The organism is Atopomonas hussainii (assembly GCF_900109735.1).
GTDB classification, from domain to species: Bacteria; Pseudomonadota; Gammaproteobacteria; order Pseudomonadales; family Pseudomonadaceae; genus Atopomonas; species Atopomonas hussainii.
Genome location: NZ_FOAS01000001.1, coordinates 1 through 24,750 on the forward strand (window position 1 = coordinate 1; position 24,750 = coordinate 24,750).

Consider the following 24,750-nt stretch of genomic DNA (forward strand, 5'->3'; position numbering starts at 1 on the left):
CGTTTCCAACTGTTGTCCCCCACTACTAGGCAGATTCCTAGGCATTACTCACCCGTCCGCCGCTGAATCCAAGAGCAAGCTCTCTTCATCCGCTCGACTTGCATGTGTTAGGCCTGCCGCCAGCGTTCAATCTGAGCCATGATCAAACTCTTCAGTTCAAATCAATCTGGGTTTTGAGAAAACCCTAAACTTGGCTCAGTAATCGCAAATAAACTCATTGTGAATTCACAGAGTTACTTACTCTTACTGATAATCATGCGATCATCATTCATCGTAAGCACCCACACGAATTGCTTGATTCAGGTTGTTAAAGAGCAATTTGGCTAAGCAGCTCGCTTAACCGAGGGCGCATTCTACAGCACCTCATTCCGCTGTCAAGCACTGTTCCGAAGAATTTTTTCTTTCGATTCAGCCACTTAAAAAAGCCACTCGTTAAAGCCAGCTTCGTCAGCGGGAGGCGCATTCTACACTGAGCAAGCTCCGTGTCAACACCTCATTTTCGAGTCTTTTCGCGCCTCGCCGAAGCGAGCCAGAAAACCCTCAGGACAGCTCCTCTTGCCGCCCCACTCCGCAAAAACCTTAACTAAGTCAATCAGTTACGGCTCGCTGCGAAGTGGGGCGCATTATAGGGGAGGATTTTCTGCGGTCAATCTTTTTGTCGCGACATTTATGTACAGAAAATGACAACTACGACTTTGGTCTATGCTGGCCGAGGTGACAAAGCAGCGTTTAGCGGGTACACCTAGGCCTGCGCACCACGCTAACACCGGCAATGGGCACCATAAGTGGCCGTTCCTAAATAAGAAGAACCGGGGGTTGTATGGCTGATCCGGCCAATGCGTTACCGTTTTTGCAGTTTAAGGGTGTGAAGAAGACCTATGACCAGAAAACCCTGGTTGTTGTGGACTTCAATCTGGATGTCGCCAAAGGCGAGTTCATCACCCTGCTCGGCCCTTCCGGCTCGGGGAAAACTACCTGCCTGATGATGCTGGCAGGTTTTGAAGATGTGACCAGCGGCGAGATCCTCATCAACGGCCGCCCGGTGAACAGCATCGCGCCGTACAAGCGCAACATCGGCATGGTTTTTCAGCAGTATGCGCTGTTCCCGCATATGACCATCCGCGAAAACCTTGCCTACCCCCTGAACATTCGCAAGCTGCCTAAAGAGCAAGTCAACGCCAAGGTTGATGAGTATCTGGCATTGGTAGAGCTACAAGCCTTCGGCAATCGCTACCCCGGGCAACTCTCTGGCGGCCAACGTCAGCGCGTGGCACTGGCCCGCGCGTTGATCTTTGCCCCGGACATAGTGCTGATGGATGAACCGCTCGGCGCGCTGGATAAGAAGCTGCGCGAGCAGATGCAATACGAAATCAAGCGCTTACACGAGCAGCTCGGTTTTACGGTGATCTACGTCACCCACGATCAAACCGAAGCGCTGACCATGTCGGACCGCATTGCGGTGTTTAATGCCGGCATCGTGCAGCAGTGCGCGGCGCCGGATGAGCTCTACGAGCGCCCGGCCAACCTGTTTGTGGCCGACTTTATTGGTGAGAGCAACAAGCTGCCGGGCACTTTGCAGGCTATCGACGGTAACACCGCCACCTGCCAGCTCGCCGAAGGCAGCACGGTGCACGCGCAAATCGCCAATGTGCAGCAGGCCGGCGCGCCGATCACCGTATCGGTGCGCCCAGAAAAAATCGCCATTGCCATGCAGCAACCCGCCGACGGCAATCACGCGCCCGCCGACTTTATTACTCGCCTGTATGTAGGCGAGTACATCCGCTACCACTTTGCCCTGCGCGATGGCACCGAAGTGGTGGTGAAGACCCTGAATGACAGCAACGCCCCACAGCTTTCTGCCAAGCAAGCCGTCTGGCTAACGTGGGATGCGCTGGATAGTCAGGCACTCGACCGTGGTGAGGCCAGCCGAGCGCCGTAATTTCCCCCAGCCTCTTGCACACCCCGAAGAACAGAGAAGGATATTCGCATGCGACTGAAAACCCTGACCCGTATTTCGACCTTGGCTTGCAGTGCTGTGCTGTTTGGCACTGCGTTAAGCGCGCAGGCCGAACAGACGCTCACCGTGGTTTCGTGGGGCGGCGCCTATGGCGCGGCGCAGAAGAACCACATGATCGACCCGTACCAGAAAGAGAGCGGCACTAAGGTGCTGTTTGAGGACTACTCCGGCGGTATTGCCGAGATGAAGGCACAGGTGGAGTCCGGCAATATCCAGTGGGATGTGGTCGATGTGGAAGTGATCGACTTGGAGCGCGCTTGCTCCGAAGGCCTGCTGGAAGAGATCCCGCGGGATATTCTGCCGGCCGGCGTGGATGGCACCCCCGCAGCGGATGACTTCATCCCTGACGCACTATCCAGCGAATGCGCGATTGGCAATATCGTGTGGTCGGTGGTGTTTGCCTACAACAAAGACACCATTGGCGCGACACCCGCTGCCAGTGTGCAAGACTTCTTCGATACCAGCAAAATCGCTGGTAAGCGTGCCCTACGTAAGCGCCCGCAGGTGAACATGGAGTGGGCACTGCTGGCCGATGGCGTAGCCGCTAAGGATGTCTACGAAGTGCTGGCCACCCCGGAAGGCCAAGCCCGTGCGTTTAAGAAGCTCGACACTATTAAGAAAGACATCGTCTGGTTCGACTCTTGGTCACAAGCCCCGCAGCTGCTGAACGACGGTGGCGCGGTACTGGTGCAGTCCGCCAACGGCCGCTTCTACGATGCCATTCGTAAAGAAGGCAAGCCGTTTGAGATTGTTTGGGATGGCCATGTGTTCGACCTAGATGCTTGGTCGGTACTCAAGGGCACCAAGAATAAAGAAGAAGCCTTCAAGTTCATTGCCTTTGCCACGCAGTCTAAGCCGCTGGCGGGCATGAGCGATGTGGCCTACGGCCCGACCCGCAAGTCTTCTACCCCGCTGATGGACCCCGCTGCCGCACCGCACCTGCCGACTGCGCATCTGGACAAAGGCCTGCGTGCCAGCTCGGAGTTCTGGGCGGACTACGGCGAGTCGCTGGGTGAGAAGTTCAACGAGTGGCTGCTCAAGTAAGTGACCCAACCGCCCCGGCGCACCGCGTCGGGGCACTGATTCTGCACAGGATGACGGCATGACTGCGCTAACCCTCGACGAACAACAGCAAGCCCGCCGCGCCGAACGGCGCAAGCGCTGGGTGGCGTTCGCCTTTGTGGTGCCGCTGTTGGTGTTCATCATCCTGTCGTTTGTCGCGCCGATTGGCGCCATGCTCTATCGCAGCGTGCACCATCCGACGGTGGCCGAGCTGATCCCGCAGACGCTTAGCCAACTGGAGCGCTGGGACGGCCAAGGCGTACCCGATGAGCAAACCCTCAACGTGTTTACTGTCGAGCTACAGGCACTGGCCAAAGAGCGCTTATCTGGCAAGCTCGCCGAAGAGTTCAACCGCGCCTATGCCGGTATGTCCAGCGTGGTGAAATCCAGCGCGCGCAAGCTGCGCCGCGAAAGCCCCGAGCTACTGGCCGAGCAAGGCGCCAGCAAGCTGCTCGCAATGCATAAACGCTGGAGCGAGCCGGAGCTGTGGTTTCAGGTCAAGCGCGCCGGGCAAGTGTTTACCTACGACTATTATCTGACCGCGCTGGATATGGAGGTCACCGCCGACGGCGGCATTCAGTCCCGCGAGCAGGCGCAGATTTACCGCCAGCTGTATGGCAAAACGCTGAATATGGCGCTGGTGATTACCCTGCTTTGCGCCTTGCTCGGCTACCCGCTGGCGTACTTTCTGGCCAACCTGCCGGATAAGAAAGCCAACCTGCTGATGATTCTGGTGTTGCTACCGTTCTGGACCTCGCTCTTAGTGCGCACTACGGCGTGGATTGCCCTGCTGCAAACCAACGGGGTAATTAACTCGTTCCTGATGGGTGTTGGCGTCATCGACAGCCCCTTGGACATGCTCTACACCCCGTTTGCCACGGTAGTGGCGATGACGCATATCCTGCTTCCTTTCATGGTGCTGCCGCTGTACAGCGTGATGCGCGGTATTGATCCCAGCTACCTGCGCGCTGCGCTGTCGCTGGGTGCCAAGCCGATCCCCGCCTTTGCGCGCATTTACTTCCCGATGACCTTGCCGGGTTTAAGCGCGGGGGCCTTGCTGGTGTTCATTATCTCGGTGGGCTACTACATCACCCCCGCCTTAGTTGGCGGCACCGACGGGCAAATGATCAGCAACATCATCGCCTTCCATATGCAGAGCTCGAATAACTGGGAGCTCGCCGCCGCGCTTGGTTCGCTGCTACTAGCGCTGATTCTGCTCTTGTACTGGGTGTACGACCGGTTTGTCGGCGCCCGCAACATCAAACTCGGCTGAGGTAGACGATGGCTCATCCTGCGTACTACGGCATCTGGCACAAGCTCGGCAGCCTGCTGTTAAAAAGCAGCTCCTATTTAGTGCTGCTGTTTTTGATTCTGCCGATTCTGGTGATTGTGCCGCTGTCGTTTAACGCCGAGCCCTTCTTCACCTTTACCGAAGGCATGCTGCGTTTAGACCCAGCGGCTTATTCGCTGCGCTGGTATGAGCAAATCTTTACCGACCCTAAGTGGCTACTGTCGATCAAGAACAGCTTCATCATCGGCATTTTCTCCACCATTCTGGCCACGGTGCTCGGCACTTGCGCGGCGATTGGTTTGGCGCGTGATGAAATGCCCGGGCGGCGTTTTATCACTGCGCTGCTGCTATCACCGATGATCGTGCCGCTGATTATTACCGCCGCGGGGATGTTCTTCTTTTATTCCAAGTTCAATTTGGCCGCGACTTACAGCGGCATCGTGATCGCCCACGCGGCGCTGGGCACGCCGTTTGTGATCATTACCGTGACCGCCACGCTGGCTGGCTTTGATATGTCGCTGGTGCGTGCTGCGCTTAACTTGGGCGCGGCGCCGGTGAAGGTGTTCTTCGATGTGATCATGCCGCTGATTCGCCCCGGGGTGATTTCCGGCGCACTGTTCGCCTTTATCACCTCGTTCGACGAAGTGGTGGTGATTCTGTTTATGGCCGGGCCACAGCAGCGCACTATTCCGCGGCAGATGTTCTCGGGCCTGCGTGAGCAGATCAACCCGACCATTTTGGCCGTGGCCACCTTGTTGATTGTGCTGTCGGTGATCCTGCTGCTGACGCTAGAGTGGCTGCGCCGCCGTAGCCAACACATGCGCGGGATCGAAAATTAATTCGCCATCAAGCTAGTCAGTACCTTTCTTAAGCTCAGGCAGAATTAACCCGCACCGACAAAAGCGTTCCTGAGGGCGACAGCCCTGCGGTATCCTTGAAGGCTTACCGTGATCGCCGCAGGAACTTTTTATCATGCCTGACTACCGCTCGAAAACCTCCACCTTTGGCCGCAACATGGCCGGCGCCCGCGCCTTGTGGCGCGCCACTGGCATGAAGGACGAGGACTTCAAAAAGCCGATCATTGCCGTGGCTAACTCGTTCACCCAGTTCGTGCCCGGCCATGTGCATTTGAAGGACATGGGCCAGCTGGTCGCCCGCGAGATCGAAAAAGCCGGCGGCGTGGCCAAAGAGTTCAACACCATCGCCGTGGATGACGGCATCGCCATGGGCCACGACGGCATGCTCTACAGCCTGCCGTCGCGCGAGATCATCGCCGACTCCGTGGAGTACATGGTCAACGCCCACTGCGCCGACGCCATTGTGTGTATTTCCAACTGCGACAAGATCACCCCCGGCATGCTGATGGCCGCCCTGCGCCTGAACATCCCCGTGGTGTTTGTCTCCGGCGGGCCGATGGAAGCCGGTAAAACCAAGCTGGCCAGCCACGGCTTGGACTTAGTCGATGCCATGGTCGCCGCTGCCGATGACAGCTGCTCCGACGAAACCGTTGCCGAATACGAGCGCAGCGCCTGCCCGACGTGCGGCAGCTGCTCAGGTATGTTTACCGCCAACTCAATGAACTGCCTGACCGAAGCGCTGGGCCTGTCCCTGCCGGGCAACGGCTCGACGCTGGCCACCCACGCCGACCGCGAGCAGCTGTTCCTGCGCGCTGGCCGTTTAGTGGTCGAGCTGTGCCAGCGCTACTACGGCGAAGGCGACGAATCCGTACTGCCGCGCAACATCGCCAACTTCAAAGCCTTTGAAAACGCAATGACCCTAGACATCGCCATGGGCGGCTCGACCAACACCATCCTGCACTTGCTGGCTGCCGCCCAAGAGGCGGAAGTCGACTTCGACCTGCGCGATATCGACCGTCTTTCGCGCAAAGTGCCGCAGCTGTGCAAAGTGGCGCCGAACATTCAGAAGTACCATATGGAAGACGTGCACCGCGCCGGCGGCATCTTCTCGATTCTCGGTGAACTGGCGCGTGGCGGCCTGCTGCACACCGACGTCAGCACCGTGCACAGCAAAACCATGGCCGACGGCATCGCCCAGTGGGACATCACCCAAACCAGCGATGAAGCCGTGCATACCTTCTTCCGCGCCGGCCCTGCGGGCATCCCCACGCAAGTCGCCTTCAGCCAGAGCACCCGTTGGGAGACGCTGGACGACGACCGCGAAAACGGCTGCATTCGCTCCGTCGAGCACGCCTACTCGCAAGAAGGCGGTTTGGCCGTGCTGTTCGGCAACATCGCGCTGGATGGCTGCGTGGTGAAAACCGCCGGCGTGGACGAATCGATCCACGTGTTTGAAGGCACAGCGAAAATCTACGAAAGCCAAGACGCCGCGGTAAAAGGCATTCTGGCCGACGAAGTAAAGCCCGGCGACATCGTGATCATCCGCTACGAAGGCCCCAAAGGCGGCCCCGGCATGCAGGAAATGCTCTACCCCACCAGCTACCTCAAGTCCAAGGGCTTAGGTAAGCAGTGCGCACTACTCACCGACGGGCGTTTCTCCGGCGGCACCTCGGGGCTGTCCATCGGCCACGCTTCGCCAGAAGCCGCAGCCGGCGGCGCGATTGGCTTAGTGCAAGACGGCGACAAAGTGCTGATCGACATCCCGCAGCGCGCCATCAACCTGCTGGTTAGTGATGAAGAACTGGCCACCCGCCGCGCCGCGCAAGACGCCAAAGGCTGGAAGCCGGTCGCCCCGCGCGCCCGCAAGGTAACCACCGCGCTAAAAGCCTACGCCCTGCTGGCCACCAGTGCCGACAAAGGTGCGGTACGCGACAAGAGCTTGCTGGAAGGCTAAACCGCCGCGCAGCTAGCTAAAGCCCAGCCGTCACACGCTGGGCTTTTTTCTGCCTGCACGCTAAGCGGCGTCTATAGTGAGAGCAATACGGCGCTGCGCCAAACCAGCCCAGCTGACAGTGCAGCGCCAGCCCTTAGCCGCAGGCTCGCCGCCTGCTTGAAAGGAGCCACCGCCTTGCCCAATAAGGACTTTGCATGCGCGCACCGCGTGTTATTTATGCGCTGATACTGGCCCTGTTCGGCCTGCTGCTGAGCGCCTGCCAAAACGAGCATCGGCCAGCCTTGCGCATTGCCACCAACCCTTGGCCTGGCTACGAGTTTCTGCATCTGGCACAAATGCTCGGCTATTACGAAGAGTACGGCGTGCAGGTCAAGTTGCTCGAGCTAGCCTCGCTGAATGACTCACGGGTGAGTTTTGAGCGCGGCCAAGCCGACGGCTTTACCGGCACCCTGATCGAAGTATTGATGGCGCGCCAGTTCAGCAGCCGTCAGCCGCGTATTGTGTTGGTGACCGACTACTCCAACGGCGGCGATGTGTTGATTGCCAAAGCCAGCATTGCCGATCTCGACGGCCTGCGCGAAAAGCGCGTAGGTGTCGAGCCAGGCACCCTGAATCTGTACTTATTGCAACGCGCCCTAGAAACCCAAGGCATGAAGCTTAGCGATGTGCAGTTAGTCGGCATGAACCAAGAAGCCATGGGCCCCGCCATGGCCGCCGATGAACTGGATGCCGCCGTCACCTACCCACCTTTTTCGGTCAACATGCTCGAAGGCGCCAGCAACCACACCCTGTTCACCAGCCGGGAAATTCCCGAAGAAGTCCTCGACGTATTGGTGTTCGACCAGAGCACGATTGAGCAGCGCGCCGACGACATTCGCGCTGTGCTCAACGCCTACGCCAAAGCACAAGATTTTGCCCGCCGCCAACCCGACAAGGCTTATCAAATGATGGCCGCGCGGCAACATATCAGCGCCGCAGAGTTTGCCCGCATCGTTAAGGAAGACATTCGCTTGATTGATAAACACGAGCAGGCCAGCTTCTTTCCGCCCAGCGACAAATTACTGCGCAGCTTAGAACGCACCCAAGCGGTGCTGCGCACCAGTGGCGATCTGGACTCCAGCGCCCCCGTGCAAGAACTGATTGAAGGGCTGGCCCCATGAAAGCGCGCCAACTGTTCAGCCTGCGCAGCAAAATCCTCATCCCCATGGTGCTCTTGTGGCTGCTGCTGTGCGTGTTCATTCTCAGTTTGGCCAATTACCGCAGTGAAATTACCCAAGTCACCCAGCTAGAACACCGCGCGCAAACCCTGCTCGATGCGCTGCAAATGAGTACCGAAACGGTAGAAAGGCGCTATCAGCTCAACCGTTTGGTGGCCGCGCTCGGTAACGAAGAAGGCATTACCCAGCTGATGCTCGTCGCCGGCAGCCCTGCCACTGTGTATGCCGCCACCAACGCCATCAACCGCGACAAAGACTTAAGCGAGCTGCCCGACGAACACGCCCGCAAGGTCATTTTGGACGTGTTAATGGAGCAAAAACCTGTGCGCCAGCTACGCAAAGGTGCGCACTACGAATTTGCCATTCCGGTGTACATCACCAACTCACGCCTCACTGGCCAACTGCGCAGTGTCGGCGTTGCCTACTTGCAGCTGGATGTGCGCGAGCTAGAAGCCCAACGCCAAGCCGATCTAAAAGAACAAGCCGCGCTGATCATCACGGCAATCAGCTTTATTGCCTTGCTGCTGGGTTGGCTGCTGCACCGCTTGGTACTCACACCACTGGATCGACTGAACCAAGCCCTGCACAGCGATAGCCCGCAAGCTCAGCTGGCCCGCACCGCCGAAGACTTAGCCGGCGAGTTTGGCCAACTAAGCCAAACCTTAAGCGATCAGTTTGGCCGCGAAGTGGAATACCGCCAACGCCTGAGCACCATCATCGACCACGCCAGCGAAGGCCTGATTATTGTCGATGAGCAAGGCATCATCCACACCGTCAACCCGGCCGTGTGCGAGCTGCTGGGCTACCCCAGTGAAGGCCTCGTAGGGCAAAACGCGCGCATGCTGTTTGCCGACGAAGGCACGCGAATGCGCATGCTAGAAGTACGCCGGCTGGCCTACGGCAACCCACAAGACCCGCTGCCAGAGACCCTCGACATCGTCGCCTTGCACAGCGCCGGGCACTCGCTAGAGCTAGAACTAACCCCCTCACGCATCCCGCTGGATGGCCACACTATGCTGATGGCCAGCCTGCGCGACGTCACCCAGCGCCGCGAGCAAATGCGCCTGCTGCGCGAGGCCAAAGACAGCGCCGAAGCCGCCAGCCGCGCCAAAGGCGAGTTTATCGCCACCATCAGCCACGAAATTCGCACGCCCATGAACGGCGTGATTGGCATGGCGCAACTGCTAAAAAACACCCCGCTCAGTTCGCAGCAAAGCGAGTACATCCGCACCCTGCAGACCTCGGCACAGATGCTGCTGAGCCTTCTGAACGACACGCTGGATTTCTCCAAAATCGAATCCGGCATGCTGACCTTGGAAGAAGTCGACTTCAACTGGGAAGCGGTCGCCCTCGATGTGCACCGCATACTGCTGCCCAAAGCGCGGGAAAAAGGCCTTGAGCTGGTGCTCTACATCGATCCGCAAGTGCCGCTCAACGCGCGCGGCGATGTCACGCGGATTCGGCAAATCCTCATCAACTTAGTGGGCAATGCGATTAAGTTCACCCACAGCGGCCACGTATTGACCGAGCTGGATATCAGCGCCTGCCAAGACGGCCACGCCGAGTACCTGTTACGAGTCAATGACAGCGGCATTGGCATGAACCTCAATCAGCTGGGCAAGTTGTTCACCCCCTTCTCGCAGGCCGACTCGTCCACCACCAGACGCTACGGCGGCACTGGCCTAGGCCTATCGATCAGCAAGCGGCTGATCGAGCTGATGCATGGGCGCATTGGTGTGCACAGCATTCCCGAGCAAGGCAGCACTTTCGAGGTCAGCCTCAACCTGCCTTGCCAACCGCTCACGCCACTGCCAGACCTCAGCGGGCACAACATTTTGCTGCTCAGCAGCCAAGCCATTAGCCGGCAAAACCTTGCCCTGTTGCTGCGCGGCTGCGGCGCCAAAGTCAAAGAAGGCGAGCCCACGTTTAGCGATCTAGAAGCCCTGCAACGCCAAGGCTGGCTGCCCGACTTGCTGTTTATCGACAGCGACGCGTGGAATATGTGGCAAATCAACGGCCATGGCGAAGAAAACCTTGGCCTGCGCTGCATTCCCATGGCCTTCAATGACACCGCGCCCGCCAACGGCAGCCCATGGCTGATCTTGCCGCTGCAACGCAGCCAACTGTTCCACCTGCTGCTGGGCACGCCGATGCCTGCCGAGGCCATCGCCAGCCCCAACGACAGCGTGGTGCAGCAATTAGCCGGGCGCTTGTTACTGGTCGAAGACACCGAAATCAACCAGCAAGTGATTCAAGCCATGCTGGGGCCGTTGGGGCTGGAAATTGTGGTTGCCAATAACGGTGCTGAAGCCGTGCAGTTGTTTCAGGAAAGCCGTTGGAACTTAGTCTTGATGGACTGCCTGATGCCGGTGATGGATGGCTTTGAAGCCACCCGGCAGATTCGCAGCATTGAGCAACAACGCGGCTTACCCGCCACACCCATCATCGCCCTCACGGCCAACGCCTACAGCCAAGCCCGCGAGCAATGCATGGACGCCGGTATGGATGACTTCCTCACCAAGCCGGTGCTGCGCGAGGAACTACTCAAAACCCTAAGCCATTATCTGGACAGCTTGGACGCAGCTATGTCCGAACCACTGGGCTGCTGCGCCGCCGGCAATCGCCCAGACTACTCCGCCGTGCTCGGCTTGCTGGCCGACGAGCTAGGCGAAGAGGCCCTGCGCAGCCTGCTCAATAGCTTTACCCGCCAGGCTCATGCGCTACTGAGCAAAACCCGCGAAGCCCTACACCGCAGTGATAAACACGCTGCCTGCCAACACTTAGAGAGCCTGCAAAAAGCCTGTAGCACCTTAGAGCTGGAAGGGCTGCGGGTAGAAATTCAGAGCCTACTGGCACTCGCCGACAGCCCCGCGGGCATCAGCCATGACAGCCTTGCCGCCCTGGAAAACCACCTGCACGAACTCAGCGAACATGCGCCGGTCGCGCCCTAAAGCGGATTAGGCCAGATTAGTTAAGGCCTACGCGCTGCCACGTCTGAAAGGCAAACGCCGGCTTATCTTCACGCGCCGGATGCTCAACACTGCTAGTGCAGTGCCAGTGATTGTCTAACTCGGGGAAGAAGGCATCGCCCTCCGGCGCCAGCGCGACGTGAGTGAGGTACAAGCGCTCGGCTAACGGCAAGGCCTCGCGGTACAGCTGCGCGCCGCCAATCAACATGATTTCTTCGGCGTCTTCCAGCTTGGCCCAGTCCCGCGCGCGGCGCAGGGCAGCCGGCAAGTCGGCAAACACCTCGGCGCCAGACAGCTGTAAATCGGCCTGGCGGCTGATCACAATGTTCAGCCGCCCCGGCAGTGGGCGACCGATCGAGTCCCAAGTCTTGCGGCCCATGATCACCGGCTTGCCGAGGGTCATGCGCTTAAAGTGCTGCAAGTCTTCGGACAAATGCCAAGGCAGTTGATTATCGACGCCGATCACGCGGTTCTCACCGAGGGCGGCAATCATACAAAGCGGTAGGTGTGTGCGATTCATGCCGCGAGCATAACCAGCCCACACGCAGAACAAAAGCACTCCGCGCGCCAGTGCCGCTATCATGGGGTAAACCCTGCACAGAGGCGCCCTTGGCCAACACCGCTCACCCGCACACCCACTTCGAACGCCTGTGGCTGGCCGAAAGCCTGCGACTGTTAGAAGAACAGCAAGGCCCGCTGGATGACCACGACGTGCGCCGCCAACTGCCGGCTGGCAGCCTTGCCGAACGCATCTTGGCCCGCGCCGCCGTGCACGGCAGCCGCCTCGGTTTCAGCGCCGCCTTGCAGCGCTGGCAAGGCGTGCAGCGCTTAAGTCTGCCGCTGTTGGCGCTGTTTGCCGTGCTGTCTGGGGCCAGCTTAGCCAGTGCGTTATTGGGTAGCGGCAGTGCGCCGGTGAATGTGTTTGTGCTGCTATTAGGCCTTGGCGGGCTCAGCAGTCTGACCTTGCTGCTCTGGCTACTCGGCGTATGCCTTGGCAAGCCCGGCAGCGTGATCGGGCAGCTATGGCTCAACCTGCAACAAGCGCTCAATCACGATGGCAATGCGGCGTGGCTGATGCGCGGTTACGTCAGCCTGCTGCTACGCGGCAAAGTGCTTAGCTGGCAGCTCGCCGCATTCAGCCATATCGCTTGGTTGCTGCACCTACTCGGCGCGCTCGGTGCTGTGTTAGTGCTGCTCAGTCTGCGCCGCTATGGCTTTGTCTGGGAAAGCACCCTGTTCAGTGCCGACGGCTTTGTTGCACTGGCGCAAAGCCTTGGCCATGCCGCTGAATGGCTGGGTTTAAGCCAACCAACGCTGGAGCAAATCAGCCGTAGCGATCAATGGCAACGCCACGATGCCGCCTTGCAGCAAGCGTGGTCGGGCTGGTTACTGGGCATCTTGCTACTCGGCGTGCTGCTGCCGCGCTTACTCGCTGCCTTGCTCTGCGCCGTTTTAGTCGTGCGCCGCCGCAACGCCTTAGCGCTCGACTTAAGCCAACCCGGCTTTATTCGTCTGCAGCACAGCCTGCAACAGCAACACTTGGGCGTATTAGATGCCGAAACCCCGGCGCCCGGCGGCGCACCCGCGCACAGCGCACGCCCCACGCAAACGGCTGGTCACTGGTTAGTGGGCCTTGAACTGGCCGACGACGAGCCATGGCCGGCGCTAAGCCACGCCGAGCTACGCGACGGCGGCGTGCTGCGCCAACGCCAGCAAAGCCACGTGCTGCTCGACAGTTGGCAGCACGGCGCACCGGCCAAGCTGTTGTTGCTGTGCGATGCACGGCAAACCCCCGACCGTGGCCTGAGCCGCTGGCTGCATGAACTGGCCGACAGCAGCGGCGAAGCGGCGCTGTACCTGCTGCACGCCGAACACAGCCCGCGCCTCGCCTTATGGCAACAACTCGACTGGCCGCACCCGCTGCTCACCGACAGCGCCCAAGCCCACACGTGGTTGGAGAGCCCATGAACACCCTGCGCATTGCCGTGGTTGGGCACAGCAACACCGGCAAAACTTCGCTGCTACGCACCTTGCTGCGCGACCGCGACTTCGGCCAAGTCGCCGACCGCGCCGGCACCACCCGGCATGTGGAAGGCGCTCGCCTGCAAATTGGCGAACAAGACGCCCTCGAACTGTTCGACACCCCCGGCCTGGAAGACCCCAGCGGCCTGCGCGATTACCTCGACCAGCTGTGCCCCAGCCACGAACGCCTCGACGGCCCGGCGCGCATCGAGCGCTTTCTCGCCAGCGCCGAAGCCACCCGTCGCTACGAGCAAGAGGCCAAAGTATTGCGCCAATTGCTGGCCAGCGATGCCGGCTTGTATGTGCTCGACAGCCGCGACCCGGTGCTCGGCAAACACCAAGACGAGTTAGCCATTCTGGCCCACTGCGCGCGGCCTTTGCTGCCGGTGCTCAACTTTGCCAGCGCCCCCGCGCAGCGCCGCGACGCTTGGCAAACCGCACTGCGCCGCGCCGGGCTACATGCCTCGGTCAGCTTCGATTCCGTAGCACCACCGGCCGACGGCGAAGCGCAGCTGTACGCCAGCCTTGGCTTGCTGCTGGGCCGCCAACAAAGCGTGCTCGCTGCGCTCAGCCAGCAACTCGACGAACAGCGTCAGCAGCGCCAACAAGCCGGCCTACGCCTGCTCGCTAACTTACTGCTCGACGCCGCCGCGTGGCGCCAGCAAGTGGCCGAAAGCGCCGCTGAACAGGCGATTAGCACGCTGCAAAACGAATTAAAACGCCGCGAACAAGCCTGCGTCGAGCAGCTGTTAGCCCTGTATGGTTTTCACCGCGATGACGCCCTGCCCGATCACCTGCCGTTAATCGCCGGGCGCTGGGGCGATGACCTGTTTAATCCGGAAACCCTCAAACAGCTGGGCATTAAAGTCGGCAGCGGCATGGCCGCCGGTGCGGCCACCGGGGTGGGTATCGACTTAATGGTCGGCGGCATCACCTTAGGCGCCGCCGCACTGCTGGGTGCCTTAGCCGGCGGCGGTGTGCAAACCGCGCGCAATTACGGCCAACGCCTGCTCGGCAAATTACGCGGCGCGCGCGAATTAACCGTGGATGATGTGCTGCTGCGCCTGCTTGCTGCCCGTGGCCTATGGCTGCTGCAAGCGCTGAACGCCCGTGGCCACGCGGCCACCGCACAACTGCAAGGCCACACACCGGAAGCGCCGTGGGCGGATGCGCTACCCAGCGCCCTGCAAGACGCCCGCGCCCACCCCGAATGGTGCAGCTGGATAGCCAGCGCCAGCAGTGGTGAGCGCTTGTTGGCTTTGGAAGCGCTGCTTCGCAACCTTTCAACAACAGCTGACTGACAGGCCTAAATATCAAAATATGCTAATAAAACGTGAAACCGAACAAAAAACCAGGAAACAACCAACAATCACCAAGGCCAAAATAAAAACGACAAAAATATAATTAAACTAACCAAGCCCACCAATAGTCGCACATATTTGTTGGCATCTTTTTCAACCCCACCGCCGCCAGTCAGCACAACTCTGCCACCTGTTAAAAACGAAAAAAGCGCCTGACCAGACCAAGCGTGGCCAATAAAGACGGTGTAGAAATCGCCCCACTCGCCGATAAACCTTAGAGCGCTAACGCACGTCACCGCAATAAGAGCACTTAAAACCAAAGGCTTACTAGCTACAGGTAGCGCGATCATTCACAAACCACCAAGTTAGAAAGTTTGGATAATATTTACCGCCTTCACTCGATTACGCAGCAACAATTCATTTAGCGCCGCTGTAATTGCAAATTACTAAAACCGGCCGCCGACAATTCTTGCTTGGCTTGTTTTAGCTCGGCTTCGTTTTTATACGGCCCAGCCAAGACGCGGTACCAGGTTTCTTCGCGCACTTTGCCGGATTCCACGTGCACGTCTTCGCCAAGCAATAGCAGCTGAGCGCGCAATTTGTCGGCGGCAGCGTCACTGCGGAAGGCGCCCGCTTGCAGGTAAAACTGCGCGACTTTCGCCGGTTTGGCGGCTTCGCTGTCGGCGGTTTTTTCGCCGTCGGTCGGCGCAGTGTCCGTGGGTTTCTTGGCCTCGGCCTTGGGCTGGGCGCCCGGCGGCACCACTACCTCAGATTCTGGCAGTAAGGTGTAGAAGTCGTACTTGGGCTTGGCTGGTTCGGCGGGCTTAGGTGCCGGCGCCGGTTTCGCCGCAGGCTGGGGACGCTGCACGGCAGGCTTGCCCGGCTCTAGCTGGTTTAAAAACATGATCACGGCGCCAATCGCAATGCCCGCAGCCAGGTAGATCCAACCCGGCACCGGCTTTTTCGCGGGGGCTTGGTAGCGGCTGGCACCGCGCTGCGAGGCTTTGCGTTTGGCGGCCATGCTTACATGCGCTCCAGCGTTTCAATGCCCAGCAGGGCCAAACCTTGTTGCAGGGTACGCCCAGTCAAGGCGGCCAAGCGCAGGCGGCTGGCTTGTAGCTCGGGCGTCTCGGCGCTGGCAATCGGGCAATGCTCGTAGAAGCTGGAGAACAGCCCGGCGAGGTCATACAGGTAGGCACACAGCAGGTGCGGCACGCCTTTTTCGCCCACGTTGCGCAGCACATCGGCGAACTGCGCGAGCTTAGCGCCGAGCTCTTGTTCTTGCGCGGCTTGCAGGTTGATCTGCCCGTCCAGCTTGGCCGGGTCGCGCTGCAGCTTGCGGAAGATGCTCGCCACACGGGTGTAGGCGTACATCAGGTAGGGCGCGGTGTTGCCTTCGAAGCTGAGCATCTGCTCGAAGTTAAAGCTGTAGTCGCTGGTGCGGTGCTTGGACAAATCCGCGTACTTCACCGCGCCAATGCCCACGGCACGGGCGATCTGGCGCAGTTCGGCGTCATCCAGCTCGGCGTTTTTGCCTTTCACCAGCGCGTAGGCGCGCTCTTCGGCCTCGACCAACAGGTCGATCAGCTTTACGGTGCCGCCGCTGCGGGTTTTAAACGGTTTGCCGTCGGCGCCGTTCATGGTGCCGAAGCCCATGTGCTCCAGGCTCATGTTCTCGCTAACAAACCCGGCCAGCTTGGCGACCTTGAACACCTGCTGGAAGTGCAGCGCCTGACGCTGGTCGACGAAGTACAGCACGCGGTCGGCTTCGAGCTGCAGGCTGCGGTACTGCATGGCGGCCAAGTCGGTGGTGGCGTACAGATAACCGCCGCCGGCCTTTTGCACGATCACCGGCAGCGGATTGCCCTCGGCGTTTTTAAATTCGTCTAAAAACACGCACTGCGCGCCGTCGCTTTCGGTGAGCAAGCCTTTGGCTTGCAGCGCACTGACGATGCCCGCCAGCTCGGCGTTATAAGCGCTTTCGCCGCGTACATCGTCGCGGCTTAAGCTCACGTTGAGGCGCTCGTAGACTTCCTGACAATGGCTTAGGGAAATCTCGTTAAAGCGGTTCCACAGTTCTAAACACTGCGCATCCCCGGCTTGCAGGGCCACCACCAGCTCGCGGGCGCGGTCGGCAAACGCTGGGCTCTCATCAAAGCGGCCCTTGGCGGCGCGGTAGAACACTTCTAGGTCAGCCAGCTCGGCGTCTCCGGCACTGCCTTGTTCTTCCATATAGGCCAGCAGCATGCCGAACTGGGTGCCCCAGTCGCCCACATGGTTCTGGCGAATCACGGTGTGGCCCAAGAACTCCAGCACGTGCGCCACGGCGTCGCCAATGATGGTCGAGCGCAGATGGCCGACGTGCATCTCTTTGGCGAGGTTCGGCGAGGACAAATCCACCACCACGCGCTGTGGCTCGTCGGCCAAGTTGATGCCCAAGTGCACGTCATTCAGCGCGGCATCTAAGGTGCGCGACAAGTATTGCTCGTCTTGGAAGAAGTTCATAAAGCCGGGGCCTGCCAGCTCGACCTTGGCGATGGCAGCATTGGCCGGCAGCGCGTCGACCAGCATTTGCGCCAAATCGCGCGGCTTTTTACCGGCCGGCTTGGCCAGCATCAGCGCAATATTCGAGGCGAAGTCGCCGTGACTTTTGTCCTTGGTGTTTTCCACCTGAATCTCAGGGTTTAGCTCAGCGGGCAGCACCTGCTGGGCTTTCAAGGTGTCGATGGCGTGCTGGATCAGCTGACGGATTTGATTCTTCATACACTCGCACTGGCTGGGCGGTGCTAACCGCCGGGCTGTAGGTTCAAAGCGCGCATTATAAGGGATGCGTTTGATCTGTCAGCGCTTGGCCGCGCGTGTTTGTGCCGCAGGCCATTTTTCCGCGCTGCTCGCGGCCTGCGTGCACCGCTTCATCGACGAGCAAAGAGCACGCCCCGTGGTGAGCAAGAGCACCACAACAGTGCACAGGCGCCTATTCCCCTACGCAAATCTCAGGCGAAGCCCTGCAAATTCAAGCAGTTAAAAACTTGGCATGGATGCTGCGAAGCTCTGCGTGACCTTCTAGGGTCTGTTGTCGTTTCAGCACGACCGCGCCGGCGCTTGCCAAGGGGCCGCCATTACCTGCGTCCCGCGCCTAACCTAGCGCGATTTTTCGCAGCAACGCGGCTTGTGCTGAAACGACAACAGACCCTAGCCATTGTTCCAGAACAGCGCATAACCCTTAAAACAAAGCCAGGAGGCTTGCTCAGTATGAAACGCCGTCCACTGCTAAAAACCACCCTCGCTGCCAGCGCCTTAATGCTCAGCGGCCTGTTCCCGTTCACCGTGCACGCGGCCGACACTATTAAGGTCGGCATTCTGCATTCGTTGTCCGGCACTATGGCCATCTCGGAAACCTCGCTGAAAGACATGGCCCTGATGACCATTGAGGACATCAACGCCAAAGGCGGCGTCAACGGCAAGATGCTCGAGCCGGTGGTGGTCGACCCGGCCTCGAACTGGCCGCTGTTCGCCGAGAAAGCCCGCCAACTGCTGACCCAAGACAAGGTCGACGTGGTCTTCGGCTGCTGGACCAGCGTGTCGCGTAAGTCGGTGCTGCCGGTGTTTGAAGAACTCAACGGCCTGCTGTTCTACCCGGTGCAGTACGAAGGCGAAGAAATGTCGCCCAACGTGTTCTACACCGGCGCCGCGCCAAACCAGCAAGCCATTCCCGCCGTGGAATACCTGATGAGCGAAGACGGCGGCGCTGCCAAGCGCTACTTCCTGCTCGGCACCGACTACGTCTACCCGCGCACCACCAACAAGATTCTGCGTAGCTTCCTGCACAGCAAAGGCGTGGCCGACAAGGACATCGAAGAGGTCTACACCCCGTTCGGTCATAGCGATTACCAAACCATCGTGGCCAACATCAAAAAGTTCGCTGCCGGTGGCAAAACTGCGGTGATCTCCACGGTCAACGGCGACTCCAACGTGCCGTTCTACAAAGAGCTGGCTAACCAAGGCCTAGACGCTACCGAAGTACCGGTAGTGGCCTTCTCGGTGGGTGAAGAAGAACTGCGCGGCATCGACACCAAGCCGCTGGTCGGTCACTTGGCGGCGTGGAACTACTTCCAGTCGGTCGAGAACGACGTCAACACCAGCTTTGTTGAGCAGTGGAAGGCCTACGCCAAGGCCAAGGGCCTAGCCAACGCTGAAACTGCGGTAACCAACGACCCGATGGAAGCCACCTACGTGGGCATCCACATGTGGAAGCAAGCGGTGGAAAAAGCCGGCAGCACCGAGGTGGATAAAGTGCGCGCCGCGATGGGCGGGCAAAGCTTCGCCGCACCGAGCGGTTACACACTGAAGATGGACGAGAAAAACCACCACCTGCACAAGCCGGTGATGATTGGCGAGATTCAGGAAGACGGCCAGTTCTCGGTGGTTTGGCAGACCGAAGGGCCGATCCGCGCGCAACCGTGGAGCCCCTTCATTGCAGGTAATGACAAGAAGCCGGACACACCGGTCAAGAGCGCCCAGTAAGGGCCGCCGGGCTGACTGACCGTAAGAGTTAGCAGCCGCCTACAGGGATGTGCATTAGGAGTGACACAGCGGAGCCTGTGGCCACTCGGCCTGCACCGTCGGCCGCGGGATGCCGCCGACGGTGCTTTGTTAAGGATCAGCCATGAACCGCTGGATTTCTGCCGTGCTGCTGGTGCTAGGCCTGCTCAGCACGCCAGCCCAGGCCAACGACGCCGACCAGTTCAGCCGCGCCAGCGCCGCACAGCAAATCAAATTGCTGCACAGCTGGACGCTCGCCCCGGAACTCGCCCGCCTGCCGCTACTCACTGCGTTAAGCAGCGGCAAGGTGCAATTAGACAGTGCCAAGCACGCTTTTCTCGTCCAGGCCGGGCAAACCCAAGCCCTAGGCAGTGCCGCCAGCCCCACCGGCAGCCTGCGCAAACTGCGCTTAAACAACCGCCTGCGCGGTCTGCTGCAAGTGGCCGAGGCCAGCCATGCACTGCTTGGCGATGACATCGCCGCGCGGCGCAGCGCCGCCGCCTTGCTGCAGCGCAAAGCGCGCGCCGAGCATCTGCCGCTCTTGCAAGCGCGCTTAGACCACGAAACCGACGCCAACACCCGCGACGCCTTGCTGCTGGCATTGGCCAACCTGCAACTGGCCAGCCCCGATCCGCAGATTCGCCTGAATGCCGTCGAGCGCTTAGGTGACAGTGGCGAACCACAAGCGCGCGCCAAGCTGGAAAGCCTGCTCGCCGAAGGTGGCGAAACCGATCCCGGCGTGCGCGCCGCCGCCGAACAGAGCCTAAGCCAAGTGAAATGGCGCCTGCTGTGGGGCGAGCTGCTTGGCCACGCCTTTAGCGGCTTGTCGCTGGGCAGCATCTTGCTGCTCGCCGCGCTGGGCCTAGCCATCACCTACGGCTTGCTCGGGGTGATCAACATGGCGCACGGCGAAATGCTCATGCTCGGCGCCTACACCACCTACGTGGTGCAAGTGCTGTTTAAAAGCTGGGCGCCGCAGTACCTCGCCTTGTACCCACTGGCCGCGCTGCCGGTGGCGTTTGTAGTCACCGCGCTGATCGGCATGGCGCTGGAGCGTACGGTAATTCGCCACTTGTATGGCCGCCCGCTGGAAACCCTGCTGGCTACCTGGGGCATCAGCCTGATGCTGATCCAACTGGTGCGCGTCACCTTCGGCGCGCAAAACGTCGAAGTGGCCAACCCCGATTGGCTATCGGGCGGCATTCAACTGCTGCCCAACTTAGTGCTGCCGTATAACCGCATCGTGATCATCGGCTTTGCGATTGCCGTGGTGCTGTTCACTTGGCTACTGCTGACTCGCACCCGCCTTGGCCTGCAAGTGCGCGCGGTGACGCAAAACCGCAGCATGGCCGACTGCTGCGGCGTGCCCACCGGCCGTGTGGACATGCTCGCCTTCGGCCTAGGCTCCGGCATTGCTGGGCTGGGCGGCGTGGCGCTTAGCCAAGTCGGCAACGTGGGGCCGGACTTAGGCCAAAGCTACATCATCGACTCCTTCTTGGTGGTGGTGCTTGGCGGTGTCGGCCAGTTGGCCGGCAGCGTGATGGCCGCCTTCGGTTTGGGCGTGGTGAACAAGATTCTCGAACCACAAGTTGGCGCAGTGCTGGGCAAGATCCTGATTCTGCTGCTGATCATTCTGTTCATTCAAAAGCGTCCGCAGGGCTTGTTTGCCCTCAAGGGCCGGGTGGTGGAGTAAGCCATGAGCGCACATCAAGCAATCAGCCTGCGCGTGGCGCAGACGCTCGGCCAGCGCCGACTGCTGGGGATTGGCGCGGTGCTTGTGACGATCTTCCTCGCCCTACCGCTGCTGCACCTGTTACCCGCCGAACACAGCCTGCACATCAGCGCTTACACGCTGACCTTAGTGGGCAAGATTCTCTGCTACGCCATGGTCGCCCTAGCGCTGGATTTAGTCTGGGGCTATGCCGGGCTGCTGTCGCTCGGCCACGGTTTGTTCTTCGCCTTGGGCGGCTATGCGATGGGCATGTACCTGATGCGCGAAGCCGCCGGTGACGGCCTGCCGGCGTTTATGCACTTTCTCGCCTGGGAGGAACTGCCGTGGTACTGGACCGGCACCGAGCACTTCCTCTGGGCCATGGCGCTGGTGCTGTTGGCGCCGGGCTTGTTGGCGCTGGTGTTCGGTTACTTCGCCTTCCGCTCGCGGATCAAGGGCGTGTACTTCTCGATCATGACCCAAGCGCTGACCTTCGCCGGCATGTTGCTGTTCTTCCGCAACGAAACCGGCTTTGGCGGCAACAACGGCTTTACCGACTTTAAAACCCTGCTGGGCTTTAGCATCAGCGCGCCGGGCACCCGCGCCACGCTGTTTACCCTTACCGTGCTGGCGCTGCTCGGCTGCTTGTATTTGAGCTGGCGCCTAACGCGCAGCAAGTACGGGCGCATTCTTACTGCGGTGCGCGACGCCGAATCGCGGGTGATGTTCTGTGGCTACGACCCGCAGCGCTTCAAGCTGTTTATCTGGGTGGTCTCGGCGCTGATCTGCGGCGTGGCCGGCGCCTTGTATGTGCCGCAGGTGGGCATCATCAACCCCAGCGAAATGTCGCCGACCAACTCGATTGAGGCCGCAGTGTGGGTGGCGCTGGGCGGGCGTGGCTCGCTGATCGGCCCGCTGCTCGGCGCCGGGTTGGTCAACGGCGCGAAGAGCTGGTTCACCGTGGCCTTCCCCGATTACTGGCTGTTCTTCTTGGGCCTGCTGTTTATCGTCGTCACTCTGTTTTTGCCGCGCGGGATCTTCGGCCTGCTGCGTAAGGAGCGCTCATGAACCAGCCTAACTCGCAACCTCATCTGGGCGAAGTCAGCGGCGTTCGTCCGGCGCTACGCGACCGCCACAGCCTCAATACGCCGCACGGCACTGTGCTCACGCTGGAAGACATCAACGTCAGCTTCGATGGCTTTAAAGCCTTAAACGCGCTGACCTTGTACATCGGCGTGGGTGAGCTGCGCTGCATCATCGGCCCCAACGGCGCCGGTAAAACCACCCTGATGGACGTCATCACCGGCAAAACCCGCCCCGACAGCGGCACCGCGTTTTTCGGCGAAACGCTGGATCTGACGCAGATGAACGAGGTAGCCATCGCCAAAGCCGGGATTGGCCGCAAGTTCCAGAAACCCACGGTGTTTGAGGCGCTCAGCGTGTTCGACAACCTCGAATTGGCGCTAAAGACCGACAAATCGGTGTGGGCCAGCCTGCGCTCGCGGTTAACCGGCGAGCAGCGCAGCCGCATTGAAGAGGTACTCACCACCATCAAGCTGGAAAACCAGCGCCAGCGCCCGGCGGGGCTGTTGTCGCACGGGCAAAAACAGTTTCTCGAAATCGGCATGCTGCTGGTGCAAGAGCCGCAACTGCTGCTACTCGACGAGCCGGTCGCCGGCATGACCGATGCGGAAACCGAATTCACCGCCGAGCTGTTTAAAAGCCTCGCCGGCAAGCATTCGTTGATGGTGGTCGAGCACGACATGAGTTTTGTCGGCGCGATTGCCGACCATGTCACCGTGCTGCACCAAGGCAGCGTATTGGCCGAGGGCTCGCTGGATGAAGTGCAAGCCAACGACCGGGTGATTGAGGTCTATCTGGGCCGCTAAGCCCAGCACGTGAAGGAGTTCGCCATGCTCGACGTACAACAACTGCATCAATACTACGGCGGCAGCCACATTTTGCGCGGCTTGAGCTTTACCGCCGAAATCGGCGAGGTGACCTGCCTGCTGGGCCGTAACGGCGTGGGCAAAACCACCCTGCTGAAATGTCTGATGGGCCTGCTGCCCGCCAAAGAAGGCCAAGTGCTGTGGGACGGCCACAACATCACCGGCAAGAAACCCTTCCAGCGCATGCAAGCCGGGGTGGCCTACGTGCCGCAGGGCCGCGAAATCTTCCCGCGCTTAACCGTGGAAGAAAACCTGCTGCTCGGTTTATCGCGCTTCCCCGCCCGCCAAGCGCGCGAGGTGCCAGGGTTTATCTACGAATTATTCCCGGTGCTACACGAGATGAAACAGCGCCGTGGCGGCGATTTGTCCGGCGGCCAGCAACAGCAGCTGGCCATTGGCCGCGCCTTGGCCAGCCAGCCGCGTTTGCTGATTCTCGATGAGCCCACCGAAGGCATTCAGCCCTCGGTGATCAAAGAGATCGGCGCGGTGATCAAAAAACTCGCCGAACGCGGCGACATGGCCATTTTGCTGGTCGAGCAGTTCTACGATTTTGCCGCCGAGCTGGCTGATCAGTACTTAGTGATGAGCCGTGGCGAAATCATCCAGCAAGGCCGTGGCGCACAGATGGAGGCCGACGGCGTGCGCGGCCTCGTCGCCATTTAAACGGCGCGCCTAGCCTATGAATGCACCGCTACCCACCCCGCTCTTTACCCCCGCTTGGCACGCCGAATTAGAGCTCGGCTATGCGCGCCTTGGCGACACCACGCGGCCGGTGCTGCGCCGCCATCAAGGCCCGTTACGGGTGCAAAAACACCTGTACGGTGAGGGGCCTGAGGTGTGCCAGCACATCATTGTGCACCCGCCCGCAGGCATCGCCGGTGGCGATAGCTTGCAGATCAGCGCCCAGGTGGCCGACAACGCGTGGGCGCAGCTGACCAGCCCCGGCGCCGCCAAGTGGTATCGCGCCAACTGCCGCGCCAGCCAGCACGTACAGTTGCAGGTCGCCCCCGGCGCCACGCTGGAATGGCTGCCGCAAGAAACCATCGTCTACAGCGCCGCCCAAGCTGAGCTGAGCACGCAGATCGAACTCAGTGGCGATGCCCAGCTGTGCTACTGGGACATCATCGCCCTCGGCCGCCCCGCCGCTGGCGAGCGTTTTAACCACGGTTATCTCAGCGCCGCGCTGGACATTCGCCGCGACGGCCAGTGGCTGTGGCACGAGCGCCAACGCATTCACGGCGACGATCGCCTGCTCGATTCCCCGATTGGCCTCGACGGTTATCCGGTATTGGCCACCCTGATCATCACCGGCGAAATCGACAGCGAACTGCTCAGTGCCTGCCGCGCCTTGCCTTGCCAAGGCCGTGGCGACCTGACTCAATTGCCCGGTTTAGTAGTAGCGCGCTGTTTAAGCCACGAGGCCTTACACGCCCGCGCTTGGCTGATCAGCCTGTGGCAAATCTTGCGCCCGGCCTTGCTGGGCCGCGCCGCCGTGCCACCACGGATCTGGAATACCTGAGCAGCGCGCGGCGCTGCCTGACTGGAGTTGTTATGGATTTAACCCCCCGCGAAAAAGACAAGCTGCTGATCTTCACCGCTGGTTTAGTCGCCGAACGGCGCTTGGCGCGCGGCCTCAAGCTGAATTACCCCGAGGCCATGGCGTATATCTCCGCCGCGCTGTTAGAAGGCGCGCGCGACGGGCAAAGCGTCGCCGAGCTGATGCACTACGGCACCACATTATTAAGCCGCGAACAGGTGATGGACGGCGTGCCGGAGATGATCCCCGAGCTACAGATCGAGGCCACCTTCCCCGACGGCACTAAGCTGGTGACCGTGCACCAGCCGATTGTTTGAGCCG

Annotated in this window: 20 protein-coding genes and 1 rRNA gene; 16 read left to right on the top strand and 5 right to left on the bottom strand. The window is 60.3% G+C overall.

The features are described 5' to 3' along the window. Nucleotides 1-158 (bottom strand): 16S ribosomal RNA (locus tag BMX80_RS00005); the annotation flags it as partial. A gap of 662 nt (nt 159-820) precedes the next feature. On the opposite strand from BMX80_RS00005, the gene BMX80_RS00010 reads away from it, so the two are divergent. From BMX80_RS00010 to BMX80_RS00040, 7 genes are all read left to right on the top strand, one after another. Next, nucleotides 821-1,939: an ABC transporter ATP-binding protein gene (locus tag BMX80_RS00010; RefSeq protein ID WP_074863862.1), complete on the top strand. Its 1,119-nt coding sequence runs from the start codon at nt 821-823 to the stop codon at nt 1,937-1,939. A 48-nt stretch (nt 1,940-1,987) separates the two neighbouring features. Beyond that, nucleotides 1,988-3,061: an ABC transporter substrate-binding protein gene (locus BMX80_RS00015; RefSeq protein ID WP_071873190.1), complete on the top strand. Its 1,074-nt coding sequence runs from the start codon at nt 1,988-1,990 to the stop codon at nt 3,059-3,061. A 58-nt stretch (nt 3,062-3,119) separates the two neighbouring features. After that, nucleotides 3,120-4,352 (top strand): ABC transporter permease, encoded by a 1,233-nt coding sequence (locus BMX80_RS00020; RefSeq protein WP_074863864.1) that lies wholly within the window; start codon nt 3,120-3,122, stop codon nt 4,350-4,352. 8 nt (nt 4,353-4,360) lie between these two features. After that, nucleotides 4,361-5,209: an ABC transporter permease gene (locus BMX80_RS00025; RefSeq protein ID WP_071873188.1), complete on the top strand. Its 849-nt coding sequence runs from the start codon at nt 4,361-4,363 to the stop codon at nt 5,207-5,209. 133 nt (nt 5,210-5,342) lie between these two features. Beyond that, entirely contained in the window at nt 5,343-7,181 is a 1,839-nt protein-coding gene (gene ilvD / locus BMX80_RS00030; protein ID WP_074863866.1) for a dihydroxy-acid dehydratase, read from the top strand. 194 nt (nt 7,182-7,375) lie between these two features. Further along, nucleotides 7,376-8,341, top strand: a complete 966-nt coding sequence (locus tag BMX80_RS00035; RefSeq protein ID WP_074863869.1) for an ABC transporter substrate-binding protein — start codon at nt 7,376-7,378, stop codon at nt 8,339-8,341. Next, complete coding sequence (locus BMX80_RS00040; RefSeq protein WP_074863872.1) at nt 8,338-11,349, top strand: ATP-binding protein; 3,012 nt, start codon at nt 8,338-8,340, stop codon at nt 11,347-11,349. The genes BMX80_RS00035 and BMX80_RS00040 overlap by 4 nt, the downstream gene beginning before the upstream one ends. Before the next feature lie 16 nt (nt 11,350-11,365). Here BMX80_RS00040 and BMX80_RS00045 read toward each other — a convergent pair whose 3' ends face one another. Further along, nucleotides 11,366-11,887 (bottom strand): dihydrofolate reductase, encoded by a 522-nt coding sequence (locus BMX80_RS00045; protein WP_074863875.1) that lies wholly within the window; start codon nt 11,885-11,887, stop codon nt 11,366-11,368. An 89-nt stretch (nt 11,888-11,976) separates the two neighbouring features. Between BMX80_RS00045 and BMX80_RS00050 the strand changes: the two genes are divergently transcribed. Together BMX80_RS00050 and BMX80_RS00055 are read left to right on the top strand one after the other, a co-directional pair. Then, nucleotides 11,977-13,335 carry a DUF2868 domain-containing protein gene (locus BMX80_RS00050; protein WP_074863877.1) on the top strand — a complete coding sequence of 453 codons (1,359 nt, stop codon included), beginning with the start codon at nt 11,977-11,979 and terminating at the stop codon, nt 13,333-13,335. After that, nucleotides 13,332-14,690: a GTPase/DUF3482 domain-containing protein gene (locus BMX80_RS00055; RefSeq protein WP_074863879.1), complete on the top strand. Its 1,359-nt coding sequence runs from the start codon at nt 13,332-13,334 to the stop codon at nt 14,688-14,690. The genes BMX80_RS00050 and BMX80_RS00055 overlap by 4 nt, the downstream gene beginning before the upstream one ends. A gap of 68 nt (nt 14,691-14,758) precedes the next feature. Here BMX80_RS00055 and BMX80_RS17650 read toward each other — a convergent pair whose 3' ends face one another. The 3 genes from BMX80_RS17650 to argS all read right to left on the bottom strand — a co-directional run bounded on the left by BMX80_RS17650 (nt 14,759) and on the right by argS (nt 17,453). Next, on the bottom strand, nt 14,759-15,040 hold the full coding sequence (locus BMX80_RS17650) for a hypothetical protein (protein ID WP_139213978.1): 282 nt from the start codon (nt 15,038-15,040) through the stop codon (nt 14,759-14,761). A gap of 71 nt (nt 15,041-15,111) precedes the next feature. After that, nucleotides 15,112-15,711, bottom strand: a complete 600-nt coding sequence (locus BMX80_RS00060; RefSeq protein WP_074863882.1) for an SPOR domain-containing protein — start codon at nt 15,709-15,711, stop codon at nt 15,112-15,114. Between the two features lie 2 nt (nt 15,712-15,713). Continuing rightward, nucleotides 15,714-17,453, bottom strand: coding sequence for an arginine--tRNA ligase (argS, locus tag BMX80_RS00065; protein WP_074863887.1), 1,740 nt, complete (start codon nt 17,451-17,453; stop codon nt 15,714-15,716). Nucleotides 17,454-17,942: 489 nt separating this feature from the next. Between argS and urtA the strand changes: the two genes are divergently transcribed. From urtA to ureA, 7 genes are all read left to right on the top strand, one after another. After that, a complete protein-coding gene (gene urtA, locus BMX80_RS00070; protein WP_074863891.1) occupies nt 17,943-19,214 on the top strand; it encodes an urea ABC transporter substrate-binding protein in 1,272 nt (423 codons plus the stop codon). A 142-nt stretch (nt 19,215-19,356) separates the two neighbouring features. Next, on the top strand, nt 19,357-20,925 hold the full coding sequence (gene urtB, locus BMX80_RS00075) for an urea ABC transporter permease subunit UrtB (protein ID WP_074863895.1): 1,569 nt from the start codon (nt 19,357-19,359) through the stop codon (nt 20,923-20,925). A gap of 3 nt (nt 20,926-20,928) precedes the next feature. After that, complete coding sequence (gene urtC / locus BMX80_RS00080) at nt 20,929-22,011, top strand: urea ABC transporter permease subunit UrtC (protein ID WP_074863898.1); 1,083 nt, start codon at nt 20,929-20,931, stop codon at nt 22,009-22,011. Further along, nucleotides 22,008-22,832, top strand: coding sequence for an urea ABC transporter ATP-binding protein UrtD (gene urtD / locus BMX80_RS00085; protein WP_083394183.1), 825 nt, complete (start codon nt 22,008-22,010; stop codon nt 22,830-22,832). Before urtC ends, urtD begins: the two co-directional genes overlap by 4 nt. Nucleotides 22,833-22,856: 24 nt before the next feature. Next, entirely contained in the window at nt 22,857-23,555 is a 699-nt protein-coding gene (gene urtE, locus BMX80_RS00090) for an urea ABC transporter ATP-binding subunit UrtE (protein WP_074863901.1), read from the top strand. A 16-nt stretch (nt 23,556-23,571) separates the two neighbouring features. After that, on the top strand, nt 23,572-24,411 hold the full coding sequence (locus BMX80_RS00095; RefSeq protein WP_074863904.1) for an urease accessory protein UreD: 840 nt from the start codon (nt 23,572-23,574) through the stop codon (nt 24,409-24,411). A 32-nt stretch (nt 24,412-24,443) separates the two neighbouring features. After that, nucleotides 24,444-24,746: an urease subunit gamma gene (gene ureA / locus BMX80_RS00100; RefSeq protein WP_071873174.1), complete on the top strand. Its 303-nt coding sequence runs from the start codon at nt 24,444-24,446 to the stop codon at nt 24,744-24,746. Nucleotides 24,747-24,750: the final 4 nt, after the last annotated feature.